The 19,522-nt window shown below is 70.9% G+C and carries 20 protein-coding genes and 1 other RNA gene; 9 read left to right on the top strand and 12 right to left on the bottom strand.

Features of this window, described 5'->3' with window-relative positions:
- Window positions 1-17 precede the first annotated feature (17 nt).
- Entirely contained in the window at window positions 18-713 is a 696-nt protein-coding gene (locus HBO46_RS04175; protein ID WP_166136393.1) for an HAD family hydrolase, read from the bottom strand.
- 263 nt (window positions 714-976) lie between these two features.
- On the opposite strand from HBO46_RS04175, the gene HBO46_RS04170 reads away from it, so the two are divergent.
- The gene (locus HBO46_RS04170) at window positions 977-1,906 is read left to right on the top strand and encodes a hypothetical protein (protein ID WP_166136396.1); all 930 of its coding nucleotides are present in this window, start codon (window positions 977-979) and stop codon (window positions 1,904-1,906) included.
- A 40-nt stretch (window positions 1,907-1,946) separates the two neighbouring features.
- On the opposite strand, the gene HBO46_RS04165 is transcribed toward HBO46_RS04170, so the two are convergent.
- Together HBO46_RS04165 and HBO46_RS04160 are read right to left on the bottom strand one after the other, a co-directional pair.
- A complete protein-coding gene (locus HBO46_RS04165; RefSeq protein WP_166136399.1) occupies window positions 1,947-2,606 on the bottom strand; it encodes a hypothetical protein in 660 nt (219 codons plus the stop codon).
- Between the two features lie 8 nt (window positions 2,607-2,614).
- The gene (locus HBO46_RS04160) at window positions 2,615-2,836 is read right to left on the bottom strand and encodes a hypothetical protein (protein WP_166136402.1); all 222 of its coding nucleotides are present in this window, start codon (window positions 2,834-2,836) and stop codon (window positions 2,615-2,617) included.
- 482 nt (window positions 2,837-3,318) lie between these two features.
- Between HBO46_RS04160 and HBO46_RS04155 the strand changes: the two genes are divergently transcribed.
- Both HBO46_RS04155 and HBO46_RS04150 read left to right on the top strand, forming a co-directional pair.
- Window positions 3,319-4,311 (top strand): hypothetical protein, encoded by a 993-nt coding sequence (locus tag HBO46_RS04155; RefSeq protein WP_166136405.1) that lies wholly within the window; start codon window positions 3,319-3,321, stop codon window positions 4,309-4,311.
- Window positions 4,308-5,153, top strand: coding sequence for a hypothetical protein (locus tag HBO46_RS04150; RefSeq protein ID WP_166136408.1), 846 nt, complete (start codon window positions 4,308-4,310; stop codon window positions 5,151-5,153). The genes HBO46_RS04155 and HBO46_RS04150 overlap by 4 nt, the downstream gene beginning before the upstream one ends.
- A gap of 101 nt (window positions 5,154-5,254) precedes the next feature.
- Here HBO46_RS04150 and ssrA read toward each other — a convergent pair.
- The 8 genes from ssrA to ftsE all read right to left on the bottom strand — a co-directional run bounded on the left by ssrA (window position 5,255) and on the right by ftsE (window position 12,275).
- Window positions 5,255-5,625, bottom strand: a transfer-messenger RNA (tmRNA) gene (gene ssrA / locus HBO46_RS04145).
- Between the two features lie 78 nt (window positions 5,626-5,703).
- Complete coding sequence (locus HBO46_RS04140; protein ID WP_166136411.1) at window positions 5,704-6,495, bottom strand: hypothetical protein; 792 nt, start codon at window positions 6,493-6,495, stop codon at window positions 5,704-5,706.
- A gap of 174 nt (window positions 6,496-6,669) precedes the next feature.
- Window positions 6,670-7,965, bottom strand: coding sequence for a hemolysin family protein (locus tag HBO46_RS04135; RefSeq protein ID WP_166136414.1), 1,296 nt, complete (start codon window positions 7,963-7,965; stop codon window positions 6,670-6,672).
- Window positions 7,966-7,989: 24 nt separating this feature from the next.
- Window positions 7,990-8,625 carry a maleylpyruvate isomerase family mycothiol-dependent enzyme gene (locus HBO46_RS04130; protein WP_166136417.1) on the bottom strand — a complete coding sequence of 212 codons (636 nt, stop codon included), beginning with the start codon at window positions 8,623-8,625 and terminating at the stop codon, window positions 7,990-7,992.
- 54 nt (window positions 8,626-8,679) lie between these two features.
- Window positions 8,680-9,159, bottom strand: a complete 480-nt coding sequence (gene smpB / locus HBO46_RS04125; protein ID WP_153322258.1) for an SsrA-binding protein SmpB — start codon at window positions 9,157-9,159, stop codon at window positions 8,680-8,682.
- Window positions 9,160-9,227: 68 nt separating this feature from the next.
- A complete protein-coding gene (locus tag HBO46_RS04120) occupies window positions 9,228-10,487 on the bottom strand; it encodes a M23 family metallopeptidase (RefSeq protein ID WP_166136420.1) in 1,260 nt (419 codons plus the stop codon).
- Window positions 10,488-10,562: 75 nt separating this feature from the next.
- Complete coding sequence (gene ftsX / locus HBO46_RS04115) at window positions 10,563-11,480, bottom strand: permease-like cell division protein FtsX (RefSeq protein ID WP_166136423.1); 918 nt, start codon at window positions 11,478-11,480, stop codon at window positions 10,563-10,565.
- A 105-nt stretch (window positions 11,481-11,585) separates the two neighbouring features.
- Window positions 11,586-12,275: a cell division ATP-binding protein FtsE gene (gene ftsE, locus HBO46_RS04110; protein WP_166136426.1), complete on the bottom strand. Its 690-nt coding sequence runs from the start codon at window positions 12,273-12,275 to the stop codon at window positions 11,586-11,588.
- A gap of 61 nt (window positions 12,276-12,336) precedes the next feature.
- On the opposite strand from ftsE, the gene HBO46_RS04105 reads away from it, so the two are divergent.
- From HBO46_RS04105 to HBO46_RS04080, 6 genes are all read left to right on the top strand, one after another.
- Complete coding sequence (locus HBO46_RS04105; protein ID WP_166136429.1) at window positions 12,337-12,981, top strand: hypothetical protein; 645 nt, start codon at window positions 12,337-12,339, stop codon at window positions 12,979-12,981.
- A 179-nt stretch (window positions 12,982-13,160) separates the two neighbouring features.
- A complete protein-coding gene (locus HBO46_RS04100) occupies window positions 13,161-14,240 on the top strand; it encodes an ABC transporter substrate-binding protein (protein ID WP_166136432.1) in 1,080 nt (359 codons plus the stop codon).
- Entirely contained in the window at window positions 14,237-15,109 is an 873-nt protein-coding gene (locus tag HBO46_RS04095) for an ABC transporter permease (RefSeq protein WP_166136435.1), read from the top strand. Before HBO46_RS04100 ends, HBO46_RS04095 begins: the two co-directional genes overlap by 4 nt.
- Complete coding sequence (locus tag HBO46_RS04090) at window positions 15,088-15,900, top strand: ABC transporter ATP-binding protein (protein WP_166136438.1); 813 nt, start codon at window positions 15,088-15,090, stop codon at window positions 15,898-15,900. The genes HBO46_RS04095 and HBO46_RS04090 overlap by 22 nt, the downstream gene beginning before the upstream one ends.
- Window positions 15,897-17,234, top strand: coding sequence for an LLM class flavin-dependent oxidoreductase (locus HBO46_RS04085; protein WP_166136441.1), 1,338 nt, complete (start codon window positions 15,897-15,899; stop codon window positions 17,232-17,234). Before HBO46_RS04090 ends, HBO46_RS04085 begins: the two co-directional genes overlap by 4 nt.
- Window positions 17,231-18,271, top strand: coding sequence for an aldo/keto reductase (locus HBO46_RS04080; protein WP_166136448.1), 1,041 nt, complete (start codon window positions 17,231-17,233; stop codon window positions 18,269-18,271). Before HBO46_RS04085 ends, HBO46_RS04080 begins: the two co-directional genes overlap by 4 nt.
- Window positions 18,272-18,378: 107 nt before the next feature.
- Here HBO46_RS04080 and prfB read toward each other — a convergent pair whose 3' ends face one another.
- Window positions 18,379-19,497 carry a peptide chain release factor 2 gene (gene prfB / locus HBO46_RS04075; RefSeq protein WP_166136451.1) on the bottom strand — a complete coding sequence of 373 codons (1,119 nt, stop codon included), beginning with the start codon at window positions 19,495-19,497 and terminating at the stop codon, window positions 18,379-18,381.
- Window positions 19,498-19,522 lie beyond the last annotated feature (25 nt).

The raw sequence follows: 19,522 nt of genomic DNA, 5'->3' as shown, positions 1-19,522 counted from the left end.
GACCCACCGGCACCGCACTAGCCGAGGATCGCCTCGATCTCGAGGAGGCTGCTGATGGTGGCCTCCGGCTGCACGTGCGGATCCTCCGCGAGCCGGTTCAACCACACCCCGCGCAGTCCCGCCTGTGTCGCGGCCAGCGCATCCGTGCGGAGGGTGTCGCCCACGTAGGACACCGAGCCCGGCGAAATACCCAGCCGCTCACAAGCTCCGGCGAACGCCGCGGCATCAGGCTTCGCGGCCGGCAGCGAGGACGAGGCGACCACGCAGTCGAAGCGGTCGAGCAGTCCGACGGCGCGGAGCTTGGCACGCTGCTGCGCCTCGTCCCCGTTGGTCAACACTCCGAGCGCGACGCCCGATTCAGCGAGCAGGTCCAGCGCAGGCACCACGTCGTCGTAGGCGACCCACGCGGCCTCGTACAGCTCGAGATAGGACTCGAACAGCCGGTCGACCGCGCCGGTGTCCGGGACCGGACGCCCGAGGAAGGCCAGGAACTGGGCGATCCTGCTGCGGCGCTGCTCCTGGAACGTCGCCTCGCCGCGCAGGTAGGCCGCGAAGTGCAGGGCTTCGAGGCGGACCCACTCCGCCGCAAGGGCATCGTCCCCCGACTCGCGCCGCCCGCCGTGCTGGGTCACCCACTCCGCCACGGCGGCATCGGCGGCGGCCCGGTGATCCACGAGCGTGCCGTCGAGGTCGAACAGCACTCCCCGCTTCACGGGCCGGACGCTAGCAAGCAGCCGGCACGGGCCCGCGGAGGAGCGACCGCCACGTGGTCCCTAGTCCTGGGGAAAGCCAGGGGTGCGCAGCGAGGCTGTACGGCGGCGGCGCAAGACTCGGGAGAGAGCGTCACGACCCGCCGCGTCCGGGCCTTCGTCCGAGCACGACGGACCATGGTGAGGAGGACGCGATGGCCGACGTCATGCCCCGGCCCGCACCGCCCGGCGGAAGCAAGCCCCCGGCTGCGCATGAGCCTCCGCCGATGGCGCTTCGGACCTACCGGTTCCTGCGTCTGGGCGTGGTCGGGGTCATCGCCCTCCTGGCGGTCTCGCTGTGGAAGGAGTACGACCGCGCGGGCAACTGCCTCCAGGGCTCGATCAGCGCCTACTACTACACACCGGTGCGGTCGGTGTTCGTCGGCGCCCTGGTCACGCTCGGGCTGGTCATGGTGGCGTTGTGGGGCAAGTCCCTGTGGGAGGACAACCTCTTCAACCTGGCGGGGATCCTGGCCCCCGTGGTCGCGTTCGTGCCCACGGCCGAGACGAACAAGTGCGGGCTCAGGGACCCGGCGGGCGCGAAGGTGCGGACGCAGGCCGAGCAGGAGGCGCTCATCGAGGCCAGCCACACGGCGGTGTCCAACAACCTGTTCGCCTACCTGGCGGTCATCGCCCTCATGCTCGCGGGTCTGCTGATCATCGGCATCGTCGGTCAGCTGAGGGCCCGGCCGTCGCGGGGTGGCTCGACGGCGTCGACGCCCTGGACCTCGGCGGCCGCTCATCCCCCGGCGTACTGGATCCCCTGGGCGACCGCATTCGCGCTGTGGGCGTTCGGTGTCTACAAGTTCTCCCAGGACAGGAGCTGGATCTTCGACCGGGCTCACATGTACTCGGCGATCGTGCTCTTCGTCCTCATCGTCGGCGCCATCGTCGCGATCGCGGTGGACAAGCTCCGCGGCGAGGGTGGGCGCGGTGGCAGCCGTGACCGGCGGTGGGCACTCGCCTACGGCACGCTGTCGGTCGTCATGGCGCTCGGCGCGGTCGTGGTCCGCCTCCTCGCCGACACGCACCCGACGTTCTGGGTCGAGGCGTGGATGGTCTTCTGGCTGGCGGTCTTCTGGGTCCTGCAGACCTGGGACCGCTGGTACGACGGGGCGCCCGGGAAGCCCGGCTCGCCCGAGGTCCTCCGGACATGACCACGAGGGGATCCGGGAGGCTTCGACATGCCGGTGAGTCCTACAGGCGTTCGAGCCAGTGGTGGTCCGGGGCGACCGTCTCAAGCGACTTCCGCATCCATGCTCGACGCTCAGCGGTCAGCGTCGGCAGGGTTGCCTCGAAATCGGGTTCGTCCTTCTTCCGCCGCAGGCGTGCCTTGTAGAAGAGGACGATTTCGGGAAGCAGATAGCGGATGCCGTCGTCGGCGGCCCAGGTGACGTTCTCGACCTCGTCGACGTGGTCGGCCAGGAACTTGTTGGTCCACTTGCCGTCGGCATCCGGGGTGAGCGGCATGTCGATGATCCAGGGAGCGGCAGCGTGCTCGCGGAGCCACAACTGGCTGCGGGGCTCCTCGACCGTGGGCCATCGGTCGCCGAGTGGGTGCAGGACTCCACCGACGTTGTTCCAGACGTGCCAGCGTCCCCTCATGAACTCGACGAGCGCGGGGACGTCGCAAGCCAGGATGGAGACGTCGGTGTCCTCGTGCTCTCGGCAATAGCCGGTCGCGGCTTCGATGGCCCATCCACCAACGACCCACCAGGGCCGGCCGAAGCCTTCCATCTCTCTCGCGAAGGTCTGCGGGTCCATGGGCGCCCAGGCGCCGTAGAGCGCCAGGAACGCGTCTTCCTCGGCCTGCTCGTCCGGTGTGCGAGCGAGCGGGACGCGGCGCGGTGTCGTCATCGGGCCGTTCAGCGCCTGTTGCGGGGATGCTGGCGAGCCACCCGCTCGTTGCCGTGCCGGTAGTTCCCGGTCCACCGGGCCATGGCCAGCTGGGGATCATCCTCGACCTCGGCGAGGAACTCCGCGGCGCGGCCGCCTCGCAGCTTCGCCGCCACCCGGCCGTAGTGCGTGATGACCACGCTGCCGTCGGCGCGGCGGACGTACTCGAATCCCTCCGGAGAGCCACCCACGCGCTGGATGCTAGTCCGTCGCCGGGTCATTGCTCACAGGGATAAGAGACCGACAATTCTGCGAAGTCCTCGTCCTTAATCCGCGAAGACCGTTCGGTGGGGTCTACATGGATTGGCTAGACCGCAGGTCAGCGATGCTTTTCCTCGAAACGGTCTAGAGGCTTGCACCCTCGGCGCCGAAATCAGCACCCACCCTGGTCCGCGCTAGCGGCACAAGGTGCGCACAAGTCTCACCAGAGGCCCGACTCACGCTGGCGACCGTTGGCCGCGGAGGTGCGCACTTCTCGACGTGGGGTACGGCCACGGCCCAATTTCCGTGCGCCGCGGGCTGCGCTCTAGTAGGTTCCCCGCACGCCACTGGGTCTGGGACCAGGCTGTGCCTCGATCCCGCCACTTGAAAGGTCTCCATGCCATTTCCTCGAGGATTGCCGCAGCGTGGCGTTCCAGCACACGCTCTCGCCGCAATCGTCGCTCTCGCTGTCGTGTCTGCATCCGCCTGCACCGGGCAGACGAAGATTGACAAGGAAACGGTGGCGCAGGAAACCAGCGCCTCACCGGCGCCCACGTCGACGCCCACGCCCACGCCGGTGAGTCACTTCGAGGAAGCGTTGCTGGTGAAGGACGCGGCACAGCCGTTCGGCTACATGATCTCGGTCATTGGGTGGAGCGCCCTGGGGAAGCAGGTGCCCAGCTTCTTGACCGAAGTCAAGTACTCCCACAGCCGAGAACTGTGGGACAAGGGCCTCGCAGAAGCGTTGAAGGCGGCCGCATTCAGTGACGTCCCGCTGATCACGTTGGCCGCTGCGGCATCCGCCGATGCACAGAGCGGACGCACCATGCTGAGGCCTGACCAACGCAAGGCGTTGCAGGGAGTGCTGGACAGGATCCTCGCGGAGAAACTCACCTTCGACCCCGCTGCCGAGGTCAGGCCCTCAATCACCTCTGCGGCGATGATCGCGGAATTGTCTCGCCGCCTGAAGCACCGCGAGCGTGAGACCAAGAAGTTCATCCGCGACGTGGAGCCGGAACTCGCGGACACGTCCATCCCGTGTTCGCCGGAAGCCTGGAGTTCGTCGGAGAACTACGTGGTCACGGAGCGCATCGCCGCCGGACTCCCGCTGGAGTGCGCGACCGAGGACCTGACGAGTGCTTGGCGGGGGGTCGTCGACTCCTTGGAGGCTGCCGACCTCCGGGCTGGTCTCACCTCGGAGCAGTTGGACTGGCTGAGGATCGTCGTGCTGGTCTCGGCAACCTCCCCCGACTTCGCCGCGCAGGACAGGGCCCGGGTGCAGGCGCTGCTGGATGAGGCAAATGAGCACTTGTCGGACGACGCCTTCGTCTGGCTCTACTTCTACAAGCTCTTCGCCGACTACCCCGACACCGGTTACTCGATCAAGCAATCTGAAGCCGCCAACGAGGTGCTCACGCATTTTGCGGCTCGAGGTGGCGCCCCGACGCTGGAGGTCGACCGGTGACCCGACTCGGCGGAACTCTCCCGCGGCTGCTGCTGCCCGTTGGAGCCGCTCTGCTTGGCTCGTCGCTGCTTGGGTGCAGCAGCCGCGCTGAAGCCCCTGAGCCGTTGACCAACGCAGGGATTCGAGACCTGGTGAGGGACAAGTGGCAGTACCAAGAAGAGCAGATGGCGGCGTGCATGAAGAGCGAAGGATTCGACTACTTCCCCCGAGAGTTCGACGAGGACTCCTTGGTCCTCCCCACGGGGAATCGCAAGGACGCTCGTTACATGGAGGTCACCATGACGGTTGACGAGGTGAAGCAGAAGGGCTTCGGTGTCACCACCAACTCCGGTAGCACTGAGTTGTCCGATCGTGAGGACAAGAACGACCAGTACGCCGCCGGCCTCTCGCACGCCGACTATGCCGCCTACCAACTCGCGCTGGAGGGCGAGAAGGGTTGCGACGCCACGGCCGCCAGCGCCATGGACAAGTCGTTCCAACAGCGGGAGAGCGACCTGGAGCGAAGCACGGAGACTATCCGCACGTTCGTCTTCTCGAGCGCTGAGTTCGCCGCCATGTCCAAGGAATGGTCCTCCTGCATGGCGCAGCGCGGCTGGGACAGGGCCAACCTCGTGGAGTTCGACAGCACGATCCGCGAAGAAGCCCAGAAACGGATGGACGCCATCGCGGTTCCGTCGAGCTCCACCGAAGAGGGTCCTGCCGCGATCTTCTACCCCACCAAGGAACTCGAGGACATCCACAAGTACGAAGTGGGTGCTGCTGTTGACTTCGTCGAGTGCTTTGACACGATCCGCAGCGACTACGACGACCTGCTCGAGCAAGCCCACGAGCGGTTGGCCTAGGTCAACCGCCAGCTGCTGACCTGACCCATCGGGTCCGGACATGACAACGAGGGCCCGCCGCGGGTGCGGCGGGCCCTCGTCACAGAAGGGGATCTGCTGATCTGTGGAGCTGCGGGGAATCGAACCCCGGTCCTCGAGCGTCGAACCAAGTCTTCTCCGGGTGCAGTCCGTGATGTCGCTTTTCTCGGCCCCGGGGCTCGCACGGACACGTCCCCGACAGGCTCAGTCACGGAATAGTCCCGCTCACCCTCCGCGACACGGAGTGAGCAGCAAGTCTCCTAGATGACGCCAGGGTCCGGGACGGAGACGGATGCCCGGTCTGACGCTTCGATCACCGCTCAGGCGGCGAGAGCGAAGGAACTGCGCTTAGCGTTGGCAGTTGTTGTTTTCCAGCGGTCGTTTACGAGATGTCGCTGGCTCCTCGACCCGCTTCCCTTGGAACTAACGTCCCAAGTCGAAACCGATCAGCCCCTCTGTAGTTGTCAACGCCGCCAGTGTAGACGCCACGCCCCAGCCTCCGCACCCGACATACGGGCGCGGAGGCCGAGCCTCAGCCGTGCACCCGCACCCGGACCTCGCGCAGCTGCCCGTCGAGCACGACACCCAGGCGCCAGTCGCGGGAGTAGCCGGTGGCCATCGTCATGCCGACCGGCAGCACCCAGGTCCCGGCGCCGGCCCGAGCGAAGCCGATCCGCGAGCCGTGCGGCGCGCGCCCGGCCGGGGCGGCGTAGACGTAGAGCGGCTGGGTCCCCGAGCGCGCGAGCACGGAGTACGTGCGCCCCTTGGCCACCTGCCACACGCCGCTGCGGCGCGAGGCGCCGCTGATCACGATGTCGCTCAGGCGGTACGACGTACGCGCCGTGCGGGTGTTCCCGGCCCGGTCGCGCGCCGTGGCGCGCACCAGGACCCGGTCGCCCGTCCGGGTCGTCGTGACCCGGCACGTGGCCAGGCCGGAGAGGGCGTCGCCGGCGACACAGCGCGCCTGCGGGCGCTCGAGGTACGTCGCGGCCGGTCGCACGCCGGCGACCCGGACCCGCGGTGCGGTGCGGTCGAGCGCGACCCGCGCCGAGACGGTGGCCACTCCCCCGTCGATCGCATGGAGGGTGCGAGTGACGGTGCGACCGCCCGTTTGGCGCTTCACCATGACCGGGGCCGGGCACGGGGTCGCGAGCGCGCCGCTGGTCGGCGCACAGGTGAAGCTCACCGTCACCGGGCGGCGGTACCAGCCGGCCTCGCCCCGCGGCGCCGCCGAGGTGAGCCGGGCACGGATCACCGGGTCGCGGCGGGCGGTCGAGGCCGAGGCGGGCAGGAACGCACCGTCGCCGGCGTACTCGGCGGACACCGCCCGGTCACCGCCCCGCCACGACCGCAGCGGCCGCCCGTGCGAGCAGACCTCGTACCACCATCCGTGCCACTTCCTTTGTTTTAATCGCATATCTTTAAAGAAGTGATACTCGTGGTGCCTCCGCGCCCATCGGGACCGGAGGTCCCCCAGACCAGTCGCCCCTGACGGAGGTCAGTCGTCGGCGGCCTCGCCCGGCGACGCGGCCCGGACCCGGACGCGGGTGATGCGGCGGTCCTCGACGGCCTCGACCTCGATGACGTGGCCCTCGACCGTCACCCGGTCGCCCACGGCCGCCATCCGGGTGAGCCGTGCCAGCACGAACCCCGCGACGGTCTCGTAGGCCCCGTCGGGGAGCTCGATGCCGGTGCGCTCCTCGAACTCCTCGAGGGTCAGGCCGCCGTCGAGGGAGACCTCGCTGCCGGGCGCGAGGCGGTCCGGCTCGACCTCGTCCTCGTCGTACTCGTCACGGATCTCGCCGATCAGCTCCTCGATCAGGTCCTCGAGGGTCACGATGCCGTCGGTGCCGCCGTACTCGTCGACCACCAAGGCGATGTGGGCGCGCTCGCGGCGCATCCGGCTCAAGGTGGGCAGCACCCGGTTGGTCGCCGGCAGCACCAGCAGCTCGCGCGCCACCTCGGCGACCTGCACCTCACCGAGGTCGCCGCGCCCGAGCAGGTCGCGCAGGTGCACGTAGCCGATCACCTGGTCGAAGTCGCGGCCGGTGACCGGGTAGCGGGTGTAGGGGTTCACCGCCATGATCTCGACCGCCTCGGCGAGGGTGATCTCACCGGGCAGAAACACCACGTCGGGGCGCGGGCACATCGCCTCCTTGACCGAGCGGTCACCGGCCTCGAAGACCTCCTCGACGATCGCGCGCTCCTCGGCGGGGATCCCGGCGTGACCCGAGATCATCCCGCGCAGCTCGTCCTCGTCGATCTCGTCGCTGGCGGCGTCCGGGTTGCCGCCGAGCAGCCGCACCAGCAGGTTCGTCGACACCGACAGCAGCCAGATGACCGGGGTCATCAGCGTCGCGAAGCGCCCCAGCGGCGGCGCCAGCACCCGCGAGAACCCCATCGAGCGCTGGAGCGCGAGCCGCTTCGGCACCAGCTCACCGAGCACGAGCGAGAGGTAGGAGACCACCAGCGTCGTCACCACCAGCGACACCGTCTCCGCCGCCGGGACGCCGAGGTCGGCCAGCGACGGGGCGAACTGCGGGGCCAGCGAGGAGGCACCGAACGCCGCCGAGAAGAACCCCGCGACGGTCACGCCGATCTGCACCGCGGAGAGGAACCGGTTGGGGTCGCGGGCGAGGCTGGCGACCGATCCGCCGCGCCCGCCCTCCGCCTCCAGCTTGGCGACCTGTCCCTCGCGCAGCGAGACCAGGGCGATCTCGGTGGCGGCGAAGACCCCGCCCATCAAGATGAAGGCGACGATGAGGACGACGTCGATCAGCGTGCCGGAGTCCATGGCCGCCACGGTAACCATGTCGGGTCAGGCGGTGACCCAAGCCCGTACGGCGGCCGTGCCGGGCCCGGCGAGCCGCTCCACCTCCGCGGCCCGCCCGGCGAGCACCGTGGCGAGCGCCTCGGCCGGGCCGGTGACCTCCGGGCCAGTGCCGCTGCGCCAGCCCAGGTCGGTCGCGACCCACGTCGTGTCCGGGTGACCGCCCAGCATCGTGCCCAGCCGCGGGGCGCGGCCGCTGAGCAGCTCGAGCACCGGGCGCCACAGCTCCGCGGGCCGCTCGGCGGGCAGCCCCAGCGGGAAGGCGATGTCCACGCGGTGCACCATCACCTCGGTCATCGCGGCACGAGCGCCCATGCCGGGCGGCGCGACCCGGCCCTCGGCGTGCTCGCGCAGCAGCGCGACCAGCTCGGCGGGCTCGCGCTCGACGTACTGGTCGGCGAGGTACTCGATCACCGCCGAGGGGCTGCCCACGCCACCGACCGCCGCGCGCACCAACCCCAGCACGCCGCTGGCCTGCACGCTGACCAGGTGGGCCACCACGCCCTGCACCGTCCACGCGGCACACAGGCTCGGGGTGGGCCACTGCTCGGGCGCGAGGCCGTCAAGCAGGTCGGCGAGCTCACGACGCTCGGTCGCGACGGTGCTCCACAGCGGGTCGGCCATCCTCCATGGTGCACCCGGACGGCCCGCGGGGCCACGCCCGGCGCCGGGCGGGACTCAGTCCTTCATGCCCTTGAGGTGGCGACCGAGCGCCTGCTCCTTCTCACGGTCCGCGGTGCGCTCCGCGATGCTCTGGCGCTTGTCCCACGACTTCTTGCCCTTGGCCAGGGCGATCTCGACCTTGGCCCGGCCGTCCTTGAAGTACAGCGAGAGCGGCACCACCGTCAGGCCCTTCTCGTTGACCCGCCGCTCGATCTTGTCGATCTCCACGCGGTTCAGCAGCAGCTTGCGCTTGCGGCGCGCGGAGTGGTTGGTCCAGGTCCCCTGGGAGTACTCGGGGATGTGGACGCCGTGCAGCCAGGCCTCACCGCGGTCGATGTCGACGAAGCCGTCGACCAGCGACGCACGCCCCTGCCGCAGCGACTTCACCTCGGTGCCCTGGAGCACCAGGCCGGCCTCGAAGGTGTCCTCGATGTGATAGTCGTGGCGCGCCTTCTTGTTCTGGGCGACCATCTTCTGCCCCTGCTCCCTGGCCATGCGCTGATTGTGTCAACCGACGCAACCGGGTTGTTCGCCGGAGGGTCCCCGGCGCCGCCGACCAGGGCTCAGAGGTAGTTCATCGGGTTCGCCGTGGCGCCGTTGACCAGCACCGTGAAGTGCAGGTGGCAGCCCGTCGACCAGCCGGTCGAGCCGACGTACCCGATGACCTGGCCACGCGAGACCCGCTGCCCGGGGCTCACGGTGTAGTTCGTCGCGTGGTTGTAGACGGCCGTGACGTACTTGCCGTTGACGTTGCCGACGTTGAGGTGCAGCCGGTTGCCGTAGACCTGGGAGTAGTAGCGCGAGGCCACCGTGCCGTCGGCGACCGCGCGCATCGGCGTCCCGCACGCGGCGCCGAAGTCGGTGCCGTCGTGCAGGCCCCAGTAGCCGTAGATCGGGTGCTTGCGGTAGCCGTACGGCGAGGTGAGGTAGCCGCCCGGCGCCGGGTTGTCGAAGAACCCGCCGGCGTCGCCGCGGTAGCCACCGCGGGTCTTCGCGGCGGCGGCGAGGATCTGGCGGCGGATGCGCTCCTCGCGCTGCTCGAGGCGGTCCAGCACCCGCTGGTCGCGCGCCTTGGCGGCGTACGCCGTGCGCTGCGCGGCGCGCCGGGCGTCGACGCGGGTGCGCACGGCCGCGCGGGCCTCGCGCGCCTCGGCGTGCAGGCCGCGCATCGTGCGCAGGTGGGCGGCCGCCTCGCGGCGCTGCTCGGCGACCTCGGCGCGGGCCTCCTCGACCCGCGACTCGCGGACCTGGAGCAGCACCTCGGTCGCCCGCAGCTCGTCGTAGGCAGCGGTCTCGTTGCCGACCACCGTCTTGCGGGCCTCGACGCCGCGCATCAGGTCGCTGGGGCTCTGGGCCTCCAGGATCGAGAAGACCGCGAGCATCTCCGGGTCGCCCTCCTGATAGATGGAGGTGACGGTGTCGACCACCGAGGCGCGCTGGTCGGCGACGGCCTGCTGGCCGGCGGCGACCTCGGCGCGGGCCACCCGCAGCCGCTCCTCGGCGACCTTGAGGCGGGCCCGCATCTGCTCATCACGCGCCTTGGCCGCGGTGACCCGGGCCCGGGCGGTGTCGAGGACCTGCCGGGCCGAGGTCAGCTCGGCGACGGAGGCCTCGAGCGCCGCGGCCGCGCGGCGGGCCCGGGCACTGGAGTGCTCAAGCTCGTCGTGGGCGTGGTCGAGCTGCTTCTCGACCTTCTTCTGCTCCTGCTTGAGCCCGTCGTCGGCCGCCTGGGCCAACGGGACCGCGGCGGAGCCGGCGAGGAGGGCGCCGGCGAGCGCGAACGAGGCCATGCGGGAACGCGAGGCGCGGGGGAAGATGCGCACCAGGTCTGCCTTAACTGATCGGGGAAACTCGGGAGAGCTCGGGGAAGAACCCGCGCCCACGTTAGGCGTCAGCGATCAGACTTTGAGGTATTTGCGGGTCAGCAGGAGTGTCGGCAGCAGCGTGAGCAGCGGGCCGAGGATCGCGATCACGATCACCGAGGTCGTCAGCTCCGGCCAGCCGATCCACGGGATGAACGCGAGCGACTCGGCGAGCTTGTCCTGCACGCCGAACTTCATCAGCGCCGCGAGCGCGCCACCGGCCAGCACCACGCTGATCACCGCGGTCACCAGCGCCTCGAGGAGGAACGGCAGGGTGATGTAGAGCGTGGAGGCGCCGACCAGCCGCATGATGCCGATCTCCTTGCGCCGCGCGAACGCCGCCAGGCGGATCGTGTTGGCGACCAGCAGCAGCGCGGCCAGCACCAGGAAGCCGGCGACCGCGAGCGCGCCCTTCTGGAGCACGTCGAGGGTGTCGTAGATGCGCACCACGACCTCGCGGTTGTCCACCACCCGGCTGACGCCCGGCAGCCCGGCCACCGCGCTGGTGATGCCGGCCGACTCCTTCGGGTTCTTCAGGGTGATCCAGATGGCCTCCGGCATGTTCTCGGCCGTCATCACCGGGTCGGAGCCCTCGAAGTACTCGTCGGGGAAGTCGAAGAGCTCGCGCATCTTGTCGAAGGCCTCCTCCCGCGTCTCGAAGTCGGAGGAGGCGACCTCGGCGTTGTCGTCGATGACGGCCTGGATCTCCTCCTTCTGCGGCTCGGTCGCGGCGGTGTTGCACGAGGGCGACTGGTCGTCCTCGCGGCACAGGTAGACCGCGATCTGGAGCTCGTTGCCGTAGCGCTCAGCGGCCCGGTCGGCCTGCTGGTTGAGCAGGACGCCCAGGGCCACGAGCGTGAGGGAGACGAAGAGGGTGAGGACGACCGCGACGTGCATCGACAGGTTGCGGCGCAGCCCCTGACGGAGCTCGGAGAAGACGTAGCGCAGCTGCATGAGGTCGGAAGGACTCCTGATCAGGATGGATCTCGGGACGTACGACGGGCTCGGGACTCCTCCGTCCCCGCGCGTGTGGGCGCGGCGGGCGGCGAGCCGCGGGTGTCAGTGCTGGAAGCCGTAGACGCCCTGGGCCTGGTCGCGCACGACCCGGCCGTGGTCGAGCTCGACGACGCGCTTGCGCATCTGGTCGACGATCCCGTGGTCGTGGGTGGCCATGAGCACCGTCGTACCGGTGCGGTTGATGCGGTCGAGCAGCTTCATGATGCCGACCGAGGTCGACGGGTCCAGGTTGCCGGTGGGCTCGTCGGCGATCAGGATCATCGGCCGGTTGACGAACGCGCGGGCGATCGCGACGCGCTGCTGCTCGCCGCCGGAGAGCTCGTCGGGCAACCGGTCGCCCTTGCCCTCGAGCCCGACCAGCTCCAGGGTCTCGGGGACCAGGCTGGCGATCTCGGCGCGCGAGCGCCCGATCACCTGCAGCGCGAAGGCGACGTTCTCGGAGACCGTCTTGTTGGGCAGCAGCCGGAAGTCCTGGAACACCGTGCCGATCTGGCGGCGCAGCCGGGGGACCTTCCAGCCGGCAAGCCGGTTGATCTCCTTGCCGGCGACGTAGACGCGGCCCGACGTGGGGCGCGTCTCGCGCAGCACCAGTCGCAGCGCCGTCGACTTGCCGGACCCGGAGGTGCCGACGAGGAAGACGAACTCGCCCTTCTCGACGTCGATCGACACCTGGTCGAGGGCGGGGCTGCCCGTGCCGGGGTAGGTCTTGGTGACCTTCTCGAATCGAATCACGCGTACGACGGTAACCGAGGCGGCGGACGATGCGGGGATCGTGCTTCCGTATCGTGGGGTGGTGTTCCGCACCGCCCGGCCCCTGAGGCTCGTCGTCGCCGCGATCGCTCTCACCGGGGTCGTGGTGCTGCTCGGTGTGCTCACCCTGGGCGGGGACCCCTCCCCCTCGGCGGACGAGCCCGACGCCCCCGTCGTCTCACCGACGCTCACCCTGGCCGATCTCGACACCACCTCCCTGGCGGTGCGCCGCGACTCCTTCTGCGCCCAGGTCCCGCCGGAGAGCGTGGCCGCCGCGCTCGGCGCCGACCCCGAGGACGAGCAGGCCCACGCCCCGGGCGACCGGGTCGAGCTGGCGAAGGGCGTGCGCGACGTGGCCCACGAGCACGGCTGCGCCTGGACGGCCGGCGACGCCGCCGCCCGCGCCTGGGTCTTCGCCCCGCCGGTGAGCCCGGACCAGGCCCGCGCGGTGGCCCGCGCGGCCCGGGAGGCCGACGGGTGCACGCCGCTGCCCGGCGCCCCGTCGTACGGCGCGGCGTCGGTCGGCCTGGCCTGCCGCACCGACCGCGGGCGGGAGGTCTCCTGGCGCGGGTTGTTCGGCGACGCCTGGCTGACCTGCACGCTGCGCGACCGCGACGTCCCCCGCGAGGAGCTGGTGGACCGGGCCGCGATCTGGTGCGCCACGGTCGCCCAGGCCGCCTCCGCCTGACGCGCGCTCCACGAGCGCCCACCCGGTCCTCCGGGTGGGCGCTCGTCGTCTGTGCGCGGGGGCCCGGACCGGGGCATCGGCGAAACCTGTCGCCAGATCGTGGCACCGCGGGCCGTGACACGCGCCCCGATTATGTGTACTAATTCAGTTGACTTTATTGCAAAACCTGAAGGAGAACCATGCCCTCCACCCCGCCCCGTCGGCGTCACCGACGACCGCGGCGCCGCCTCAGCGTCTCGCTGGCCTTGGCCGTCTCGGGACTCGTGCTCGCCGGCTGCTCCTCCGAGGCTGCCGGGCCGGCCCTCGAGACGGGCGCCGACGTGCCGGACGAGGTCCCCCAGGAGACGGTCCTGCGGGTCGGCGACCCGGCGACCCAGACCGCGCTCGAGGTCTCCGGCCTCATCGACGAGATCGACTTCGACATCGAGTTCGCCAACATCAACGGCGGTCCGAAGACCCTCGAGGCGTTCCGCGCCGGCGCCCTCGACATCGGCGCCGTCGCGGACATCCCCCCGCTCTTCGCCACCTGGACCGACACCGAGGTCCGCATCCTCGCCGCCCGCGAGACCGTCGACCCGCTCGAGCACCCGACGTACGCCCTCGGCATCGCGCCGGGCACCGACGTCGCCGACCTCGACGACCTCGCCGGCAAGAAGATCGCCTACTCCCCCGGCCAGGCCCAGGGCGCGCTGGTCCTGCGCGTGCTGGACAAGGCCGGGCTCGCCCAGGACGACGTCGAGCTCGTCGAGATGACCAGCGTCGACGACTCCTTCGTCAACGCCCTGGGCAGCAAGCAGGTCGACGTCGCGCCGCTCCAGCCCACGCTCGCCAAGACCTACCTCGCCAAGTACGAGCGCGACGGGGCCGCGACCATCGCCTCCGGGGTCCGCGACGACGCCTGGGTCCTCTACGCGCCGGTCGAGGTGGTCCAGGACGCCCACAAGGCCGCCGCCGCCAAGAAGTACGTCGCGATCTGGGCCGAGGCCCAGGAGTGGATCAACGCGCACCCCGAGGAGTTCGCCGAGGCCTTCTACGTCGAGCACGAGGGGCTCTTCCCCGAGGACGCCCGCTACGTCGTCGAGGCCCTCGGCACCTTCGAGGTCCCGACCGCCTGGGACGACCTGATCGCGCGCCACCAGGAGACCGCCGACCTGCTCGCCCGCGAGCAGGGGCACGACGACCTCGACGTCACCGACCTCTACGACCGTCGCTTCGAGCAGGCGATCGCCCAGGCCCTCGGAGCCGGGAGCCCGTCATGACGACCGCGGCGCCCCTCGACCGGGCCGCGGCCACCGCCGGCGCTCACCGGGCACCGCTGCACGACGGCTCGAGCGCCGTCGACGCCCGCGTCGTACGCCGCCGGCTCGGGCCCGGACCACGCGTGCCGTTCGCGGTGCTGCTCGGCCCGGTGCTGCTCGTCGTCGGCTGGTGCGTCGGCTCGGCCACCGGCCTGCTCGACCCCCGCACGCTCAGCGAGCCGTGGACGGTGGTCCGCACCGCCGGGGACCTGATCGAGAGCGGCCGACTCCAGGACAGCCTGCTGACCTCCGCGGTCCGCGCCGGGCTCGGCCTCGCGCTCGGCACCGTCGTCGGCGTGGTGCTGGCCATCGCCGCCGGGCTCTCCCGGCTCGGTGAGTCGGTGGTCGACGGGCCGGTGCAGATCAAGCGCTCCATCCCGAGCCTGGCGCTGATCCCGCTGCTGATCTTGTGGTTCGGCATCGGTGAGCAGATGAAGGTCATCACGATCGCGCTCGGCGTGCTGGTGCCGGTCTACATCCACACCCACCACGGCCTGCGCGCCATCGAGGGCCGCTACGCCGAGCTCGCGGAGACCGTCGATCTGAGCCGCACCGCGTTCGTCCGCAGCATCGTCATCCCGGGGGCGATGCCCGGGTTCCTGCTCGGCCTGCGCTTCGCGGTGACCTCCGCGATCCTCGCGCTCGTCGTGGTCGAGCAGATCAACGCCACCAGCGGGATCGGCCACATGATCACGCTCGCCTCCAGCTATGGCCAGACCGACGTGATCGTCGTCGGCCTGGTCGTCTACGCCGCGCTCGGCCTCATCGCCGACGGCACCGTCCGCCTGATCGAGAGGAAGGCCCTGACATGGCGACGCACCCTGGGCTGACGCCCGCCACCACCGCTGACATCACCGGCACCCCCGTCGGCCCCGACGAGCCGCACGGCAGCGCCGTACGGGTCCGCGGCCTGCACCGCCGCTTCAGCGAGGCCGGAGGCGTGCTCAACGGCCTCGACCTCGACATCGCCCCCGGCGAGTTCGTCGCCCTGCTCGGGCGCAGCGGCAGCGGCAAGAGCACGCTGCTGCGCGCGCTCGCCGGGCTGGACCGCGACGTCGCGGGCCACGGCACCATCGAGGTCCCGACCAACGTCTCGGTGGTCTTCCAGGACTCCCGGCTGCTCCCGTGGAAGCGGGTCTTGGACAACGTCGTCCTCGGCCTCACCGGCAAGCACGCCCAGGCCCGGGGCCGCACCGCCCTGGAGGAGGTCGGCCTCGGCGGCCGCGACCGCGCCTGGCCGCACCAGCTCTCCGGAGGCGAGCAGCAGCGCGCCGCGCTGGCCCGCTCCCTGGTCCGCGAGCCCGCCCTGCTGCTCGCCGACGAGCCGTTCGGCGCGCTCGACGCGCTCACCCGGATCCGCATGCACACGCTGCTGCGCCGGCTGTGCGAGGCGCACCGGCCCGCCGTCCTGCTGGTCACCCACGACGTGGACGAGGCGATCGTGCTGGCCGACCGGGTGATCGTGCTCGACGACGGCGTCGTGCGCTCCGACCTCACCGTGCAGCTGCGCGGTCGCCGCTCCCAGGCCGACCCCGAGTTCGCCGCCCTGCGCACCCGCCTGCTCGGCGAGCTCGGCGTCGTGGACGACGCGGACGCCGTCCGCACGGAGGCCGCGTCATGAGCCTGCACCTGAACCTGTTCATCTACCCCGGCGGCCACCACGAGGCCGCCTGGCGCCACCCGGACACCGACATCTCCCGGGTCCTGGACATCACCTACTACCAGGCGCTCGCCCGCAAGGCCGAGGGCGCGAAGCTCGACGCGATCTTCTTCGCCGACGGCCCCTCGCTGGCCGACAACATCCGCTACGCCTCGCGGTTCCGCCTCGAGCCGCTCACCTGGATGTCGGCCATCGCGGCGGTGACCAGCCGGATCGGGCTGATCGGCACCGCCTCGACGACCTACACCGAGCCCTACAACCTGGCCCGGCAGTTCGCCTCGCTCGACCACCTCAGCAACGGCCGCGCCGGCTGGAACATCGTCACCACCGGCGCCGCCGGGGCGGCGGCCAACTTCGGCCTCCCCGAGCACCCGCCGCACGCCGACCGCTACGCCCGCGCCGAGGAGTACCTCGAGGTGGTCACCCGGCTGTGGGACAGCTGGGAGGACGAGGCGCTGGTGATCGACCAGGACAGCGGGATCTTCGCCGACACCGACCGGATCCACCGCGTCGACCACGTCGGGCGGGAGTTCTCCGTCGCCGGGCCGCTCAACCTGCCGCGCTCCCCGCAGGGCCGGCCGGTCTACGTGCAGGCCGGCTCCTCCGACGACGGGCGCGGCTTCGCGGCCCGCTGGGCCGAGGCGATCTTCACCGCGCACCAGACCCTCGAGAGCGCCCAGGAGTTCTACGCCGACATCAAGGAGCGCGCCCGCGGCGTCGGGCGCGACCCGGGCTCGGTGCTGGTGCTGCCGGGCATCAGCCCGGTGATCGCCGCGACGGAGGCCGAGGCGCGCACGCTGCACGACCGGCTCAACGCGCTCACCCAGCCGGCGTACTCGCTCGAGGTGCTGCACCACACCCTCGGCGTCGACCTGTCGGGCCACGACCTGGACGGCCCCGTCCCGGCCGAGGCGCTGCGCCTCGACGGCGACCGCACCGCCTCCAGCCGGGCCCAGCTCGTCGTCGACATCGTCGAGCGCGAGCAGCCGACGATCCGCCAGCTCATGCACCGCCTCGCCGGCGCCCGCGGGCACCGGGTGGTGGTCGGCACCGCCGAGCAGGTCGCCGACCAGATGCAGCTGTGGCACGAGAGCGGCGCGGCCGACGGCTTCAACGTGATGCCTCCTTGGCTGACCGGCGGCTTCGACCGGTTCGTCGACGGCGTGCTGCCGATCCTGCGCGAGCGCGGGCTGTTCCGCCACGAGTACGACGGCACCACGCTGCGCGAGCACCTCGGCCTCGAGCGGCCCCCGAGCCTCTTCGCCCACCCCGCACCCCACCAGGAGACCGCATGAACACCGAGCACTGGCGCGACCTCGGCACCACCGGCGTGAAGGTCAGCCCGCTCACCCTCGGCGCGATGATGTTCGGCGAGTGGGGCAATCCCGACGCCGAGGACTCGATCCGGATCATCCACCGGGCGCTGGACGCCGGGATCAACGTCATCGACACCGCCGACGTCTACTCCCGCGGGGAGTCCGAGCGGATCGTCGGCCGGGCCCTGAAGGGCCGCCGCGACGACGTCGTGCTGGCCACCAAGTTCCACGGCGCGATGTCGGAGGACCCCAACCACGGGGGCACCTCGCGGCGCTGGATCATCCGCGAGGTCGAGGCCTCGCTGCGCCGGCTGCGCACCGACCACATCGACCTCTACCAGGTGCACCGGCCGCGCCCGGAGATCGCGATCGACGAGACCCTCTCGGCGCTCTCCGACCTGGTCCACCAGGGCAAGATCCGCTACCTCGGCACCTCCACGTTCCTGCCCTCGCAGGTCGTCGAGGCGCAGTGGGTCGCCGAGCGCCGCCACCGCGAGCGGCCGGTGACCGAGCAGCCGCCGTACTCGATCCTGGCCCGGGAGGTCGAGCGTGACCTGCTGCCGACCGCGCAGAGGTACGGCCTCGGCATCCTGCCGTGGAGCCCGCTGGCCGGCGGCTGGCTCTCGGGGCGCCACCGCCGTGGCGAGGAGTCCGTGACCTCCACGCGGCTCGCGCGCCAGCCCGGACGCCACGACCCGCAGCACCCCGCCAACGCCCGCAAGCTCGAGGCGGTGCACCGGCTCCAGGACCTCGCCGACGACACGGGGGTCTCGCTGATCCACCTCGCGCTGGCGTTCGTGCTCGAGCACCCGGCGGTCTCCTCGGTGATCATCGGGCCGCGCACGATGGAGCAGTTGGAGTCCCAGCTGGGCGCGGAGAAGGTGTCGCTGCCGCGCGACGTGCTCGACCGCATCGACGAGATCGTCGCACCGGGGACCACGATCAACGACGCGGACCGGGGTTACGCACCGCCGGCCCTCACCGAGGCACGTCTGCGCCGCCGCTCGGCGTACTGACACCCCTGGCACCGGGGCGCCTCGACGCGACAGGCCCCGCCTCCCGATCGGAAGGCGGGGCCTGTCGTACGTCGTGTGCGGCGCGGCCGGTGGCCAGCCGACCAGCGTCAGTTCTCGTCGGCCTTCTCGGCGCCGCGGCGCCAGCGGATGCCCGCCTCGAGGAAGCCGTCGATGTCACCGTCGAAGACCGAGCTGGGGTTGCCGACCTCGTAGCCGGTCCGCAGGTCCTTGACGACCTGGTAGGGGTTGAGCACGTAGTTGCGCATCTGGTCGCCCCAGCTCGCCTGCACGTCGCCCTTGAGCTCGTCGAGGTGCGCCTTCTCCTCGGCCTTCTTGCGGGCCAGCAGCTTGGCCTTCAGCACGACCATCGCGCTGGCCTTGTTCTGCAGCTGGCTCTTCTCGTTCTGGCAGCTCACCACGGTGCCGGTGGGGATGTGGGTCAGCCGGACCGCGGAGTCGGTGGTGTTGACCGACTGCCCGCCCGGGCCGCCGGAGCGGTAGACGTCGACGCGGATCTCCTCGTCGGGGATGTCGATCTCGTCGGTCTGCTCGAGCACGGGCACGACCTCGACGGCGGCGAACGACGTCTGGCGGCGGCCCTGGTTGTCGAAGGGGCTGATCCGCACGAGGCGGTGGGTGCCGGCCTCGACGCTCAGCGTGCCGTAGGCGTACGGCGCGTGGATCGCAAAGGTCGCCGACTTCAGGCCGGCCTCCTCGGCGTAGGAGGTGTCGAAGACCTCGACGGGGTACTTGTGCTGCTCGGCCCAGCGCGTGTACATGCGCATCAGCATCTCGGCGAAGTCCGCGGCGTCGACGCCACCGGCGCCGGCGCGGATGGTCACCAGGGCCTCGCGGGAGTCGTACTCACCGGAGAGCAGGGTGCGGACCTCGAGGCCCTCGACGGACTTCTTCACCCGCTCGAGCTCGATCTGCGCCTCGGCGAGCACCTCGGCGTCGCCCTCCTCCTGGGCCATCTCGGCCATCAGGCCGACATCCTCGATGCGACTCGCGAGGCTCTCGAAGCGATCGAGCTCGCCCTGGAGGGCGGAGAGCCGGCCGGTCACGCGCGTGGCGTTGGCCTGGTCGTCCCACAGGTCGGGGGCACCCACCTGCTCACCGAGGTCGGCGATCTCGACCTTCATGGCATCCACGTCGAGCACCTGCTCGATGGTGCGCATGGTTGCCTGGAGCTGCTTGATCTCGACGTCGAAGTCCGGTCCGGCCACGTCCTACAGGTTACGGCTCCACCGG

The organism is Nocardioides ochotonae, assembly GCF_011420305.2.
GTDB classification, from domain to species: domain Bacteria; phylum Actinomycetota; class Actinomycetes; order Propionibacteriales; family Nocardioidaceae; genus Nocardioides; species Nocardioides ochotonae.
This window is presented reverse-complemented; position numbering and strand designations above follow the sequence as displayed.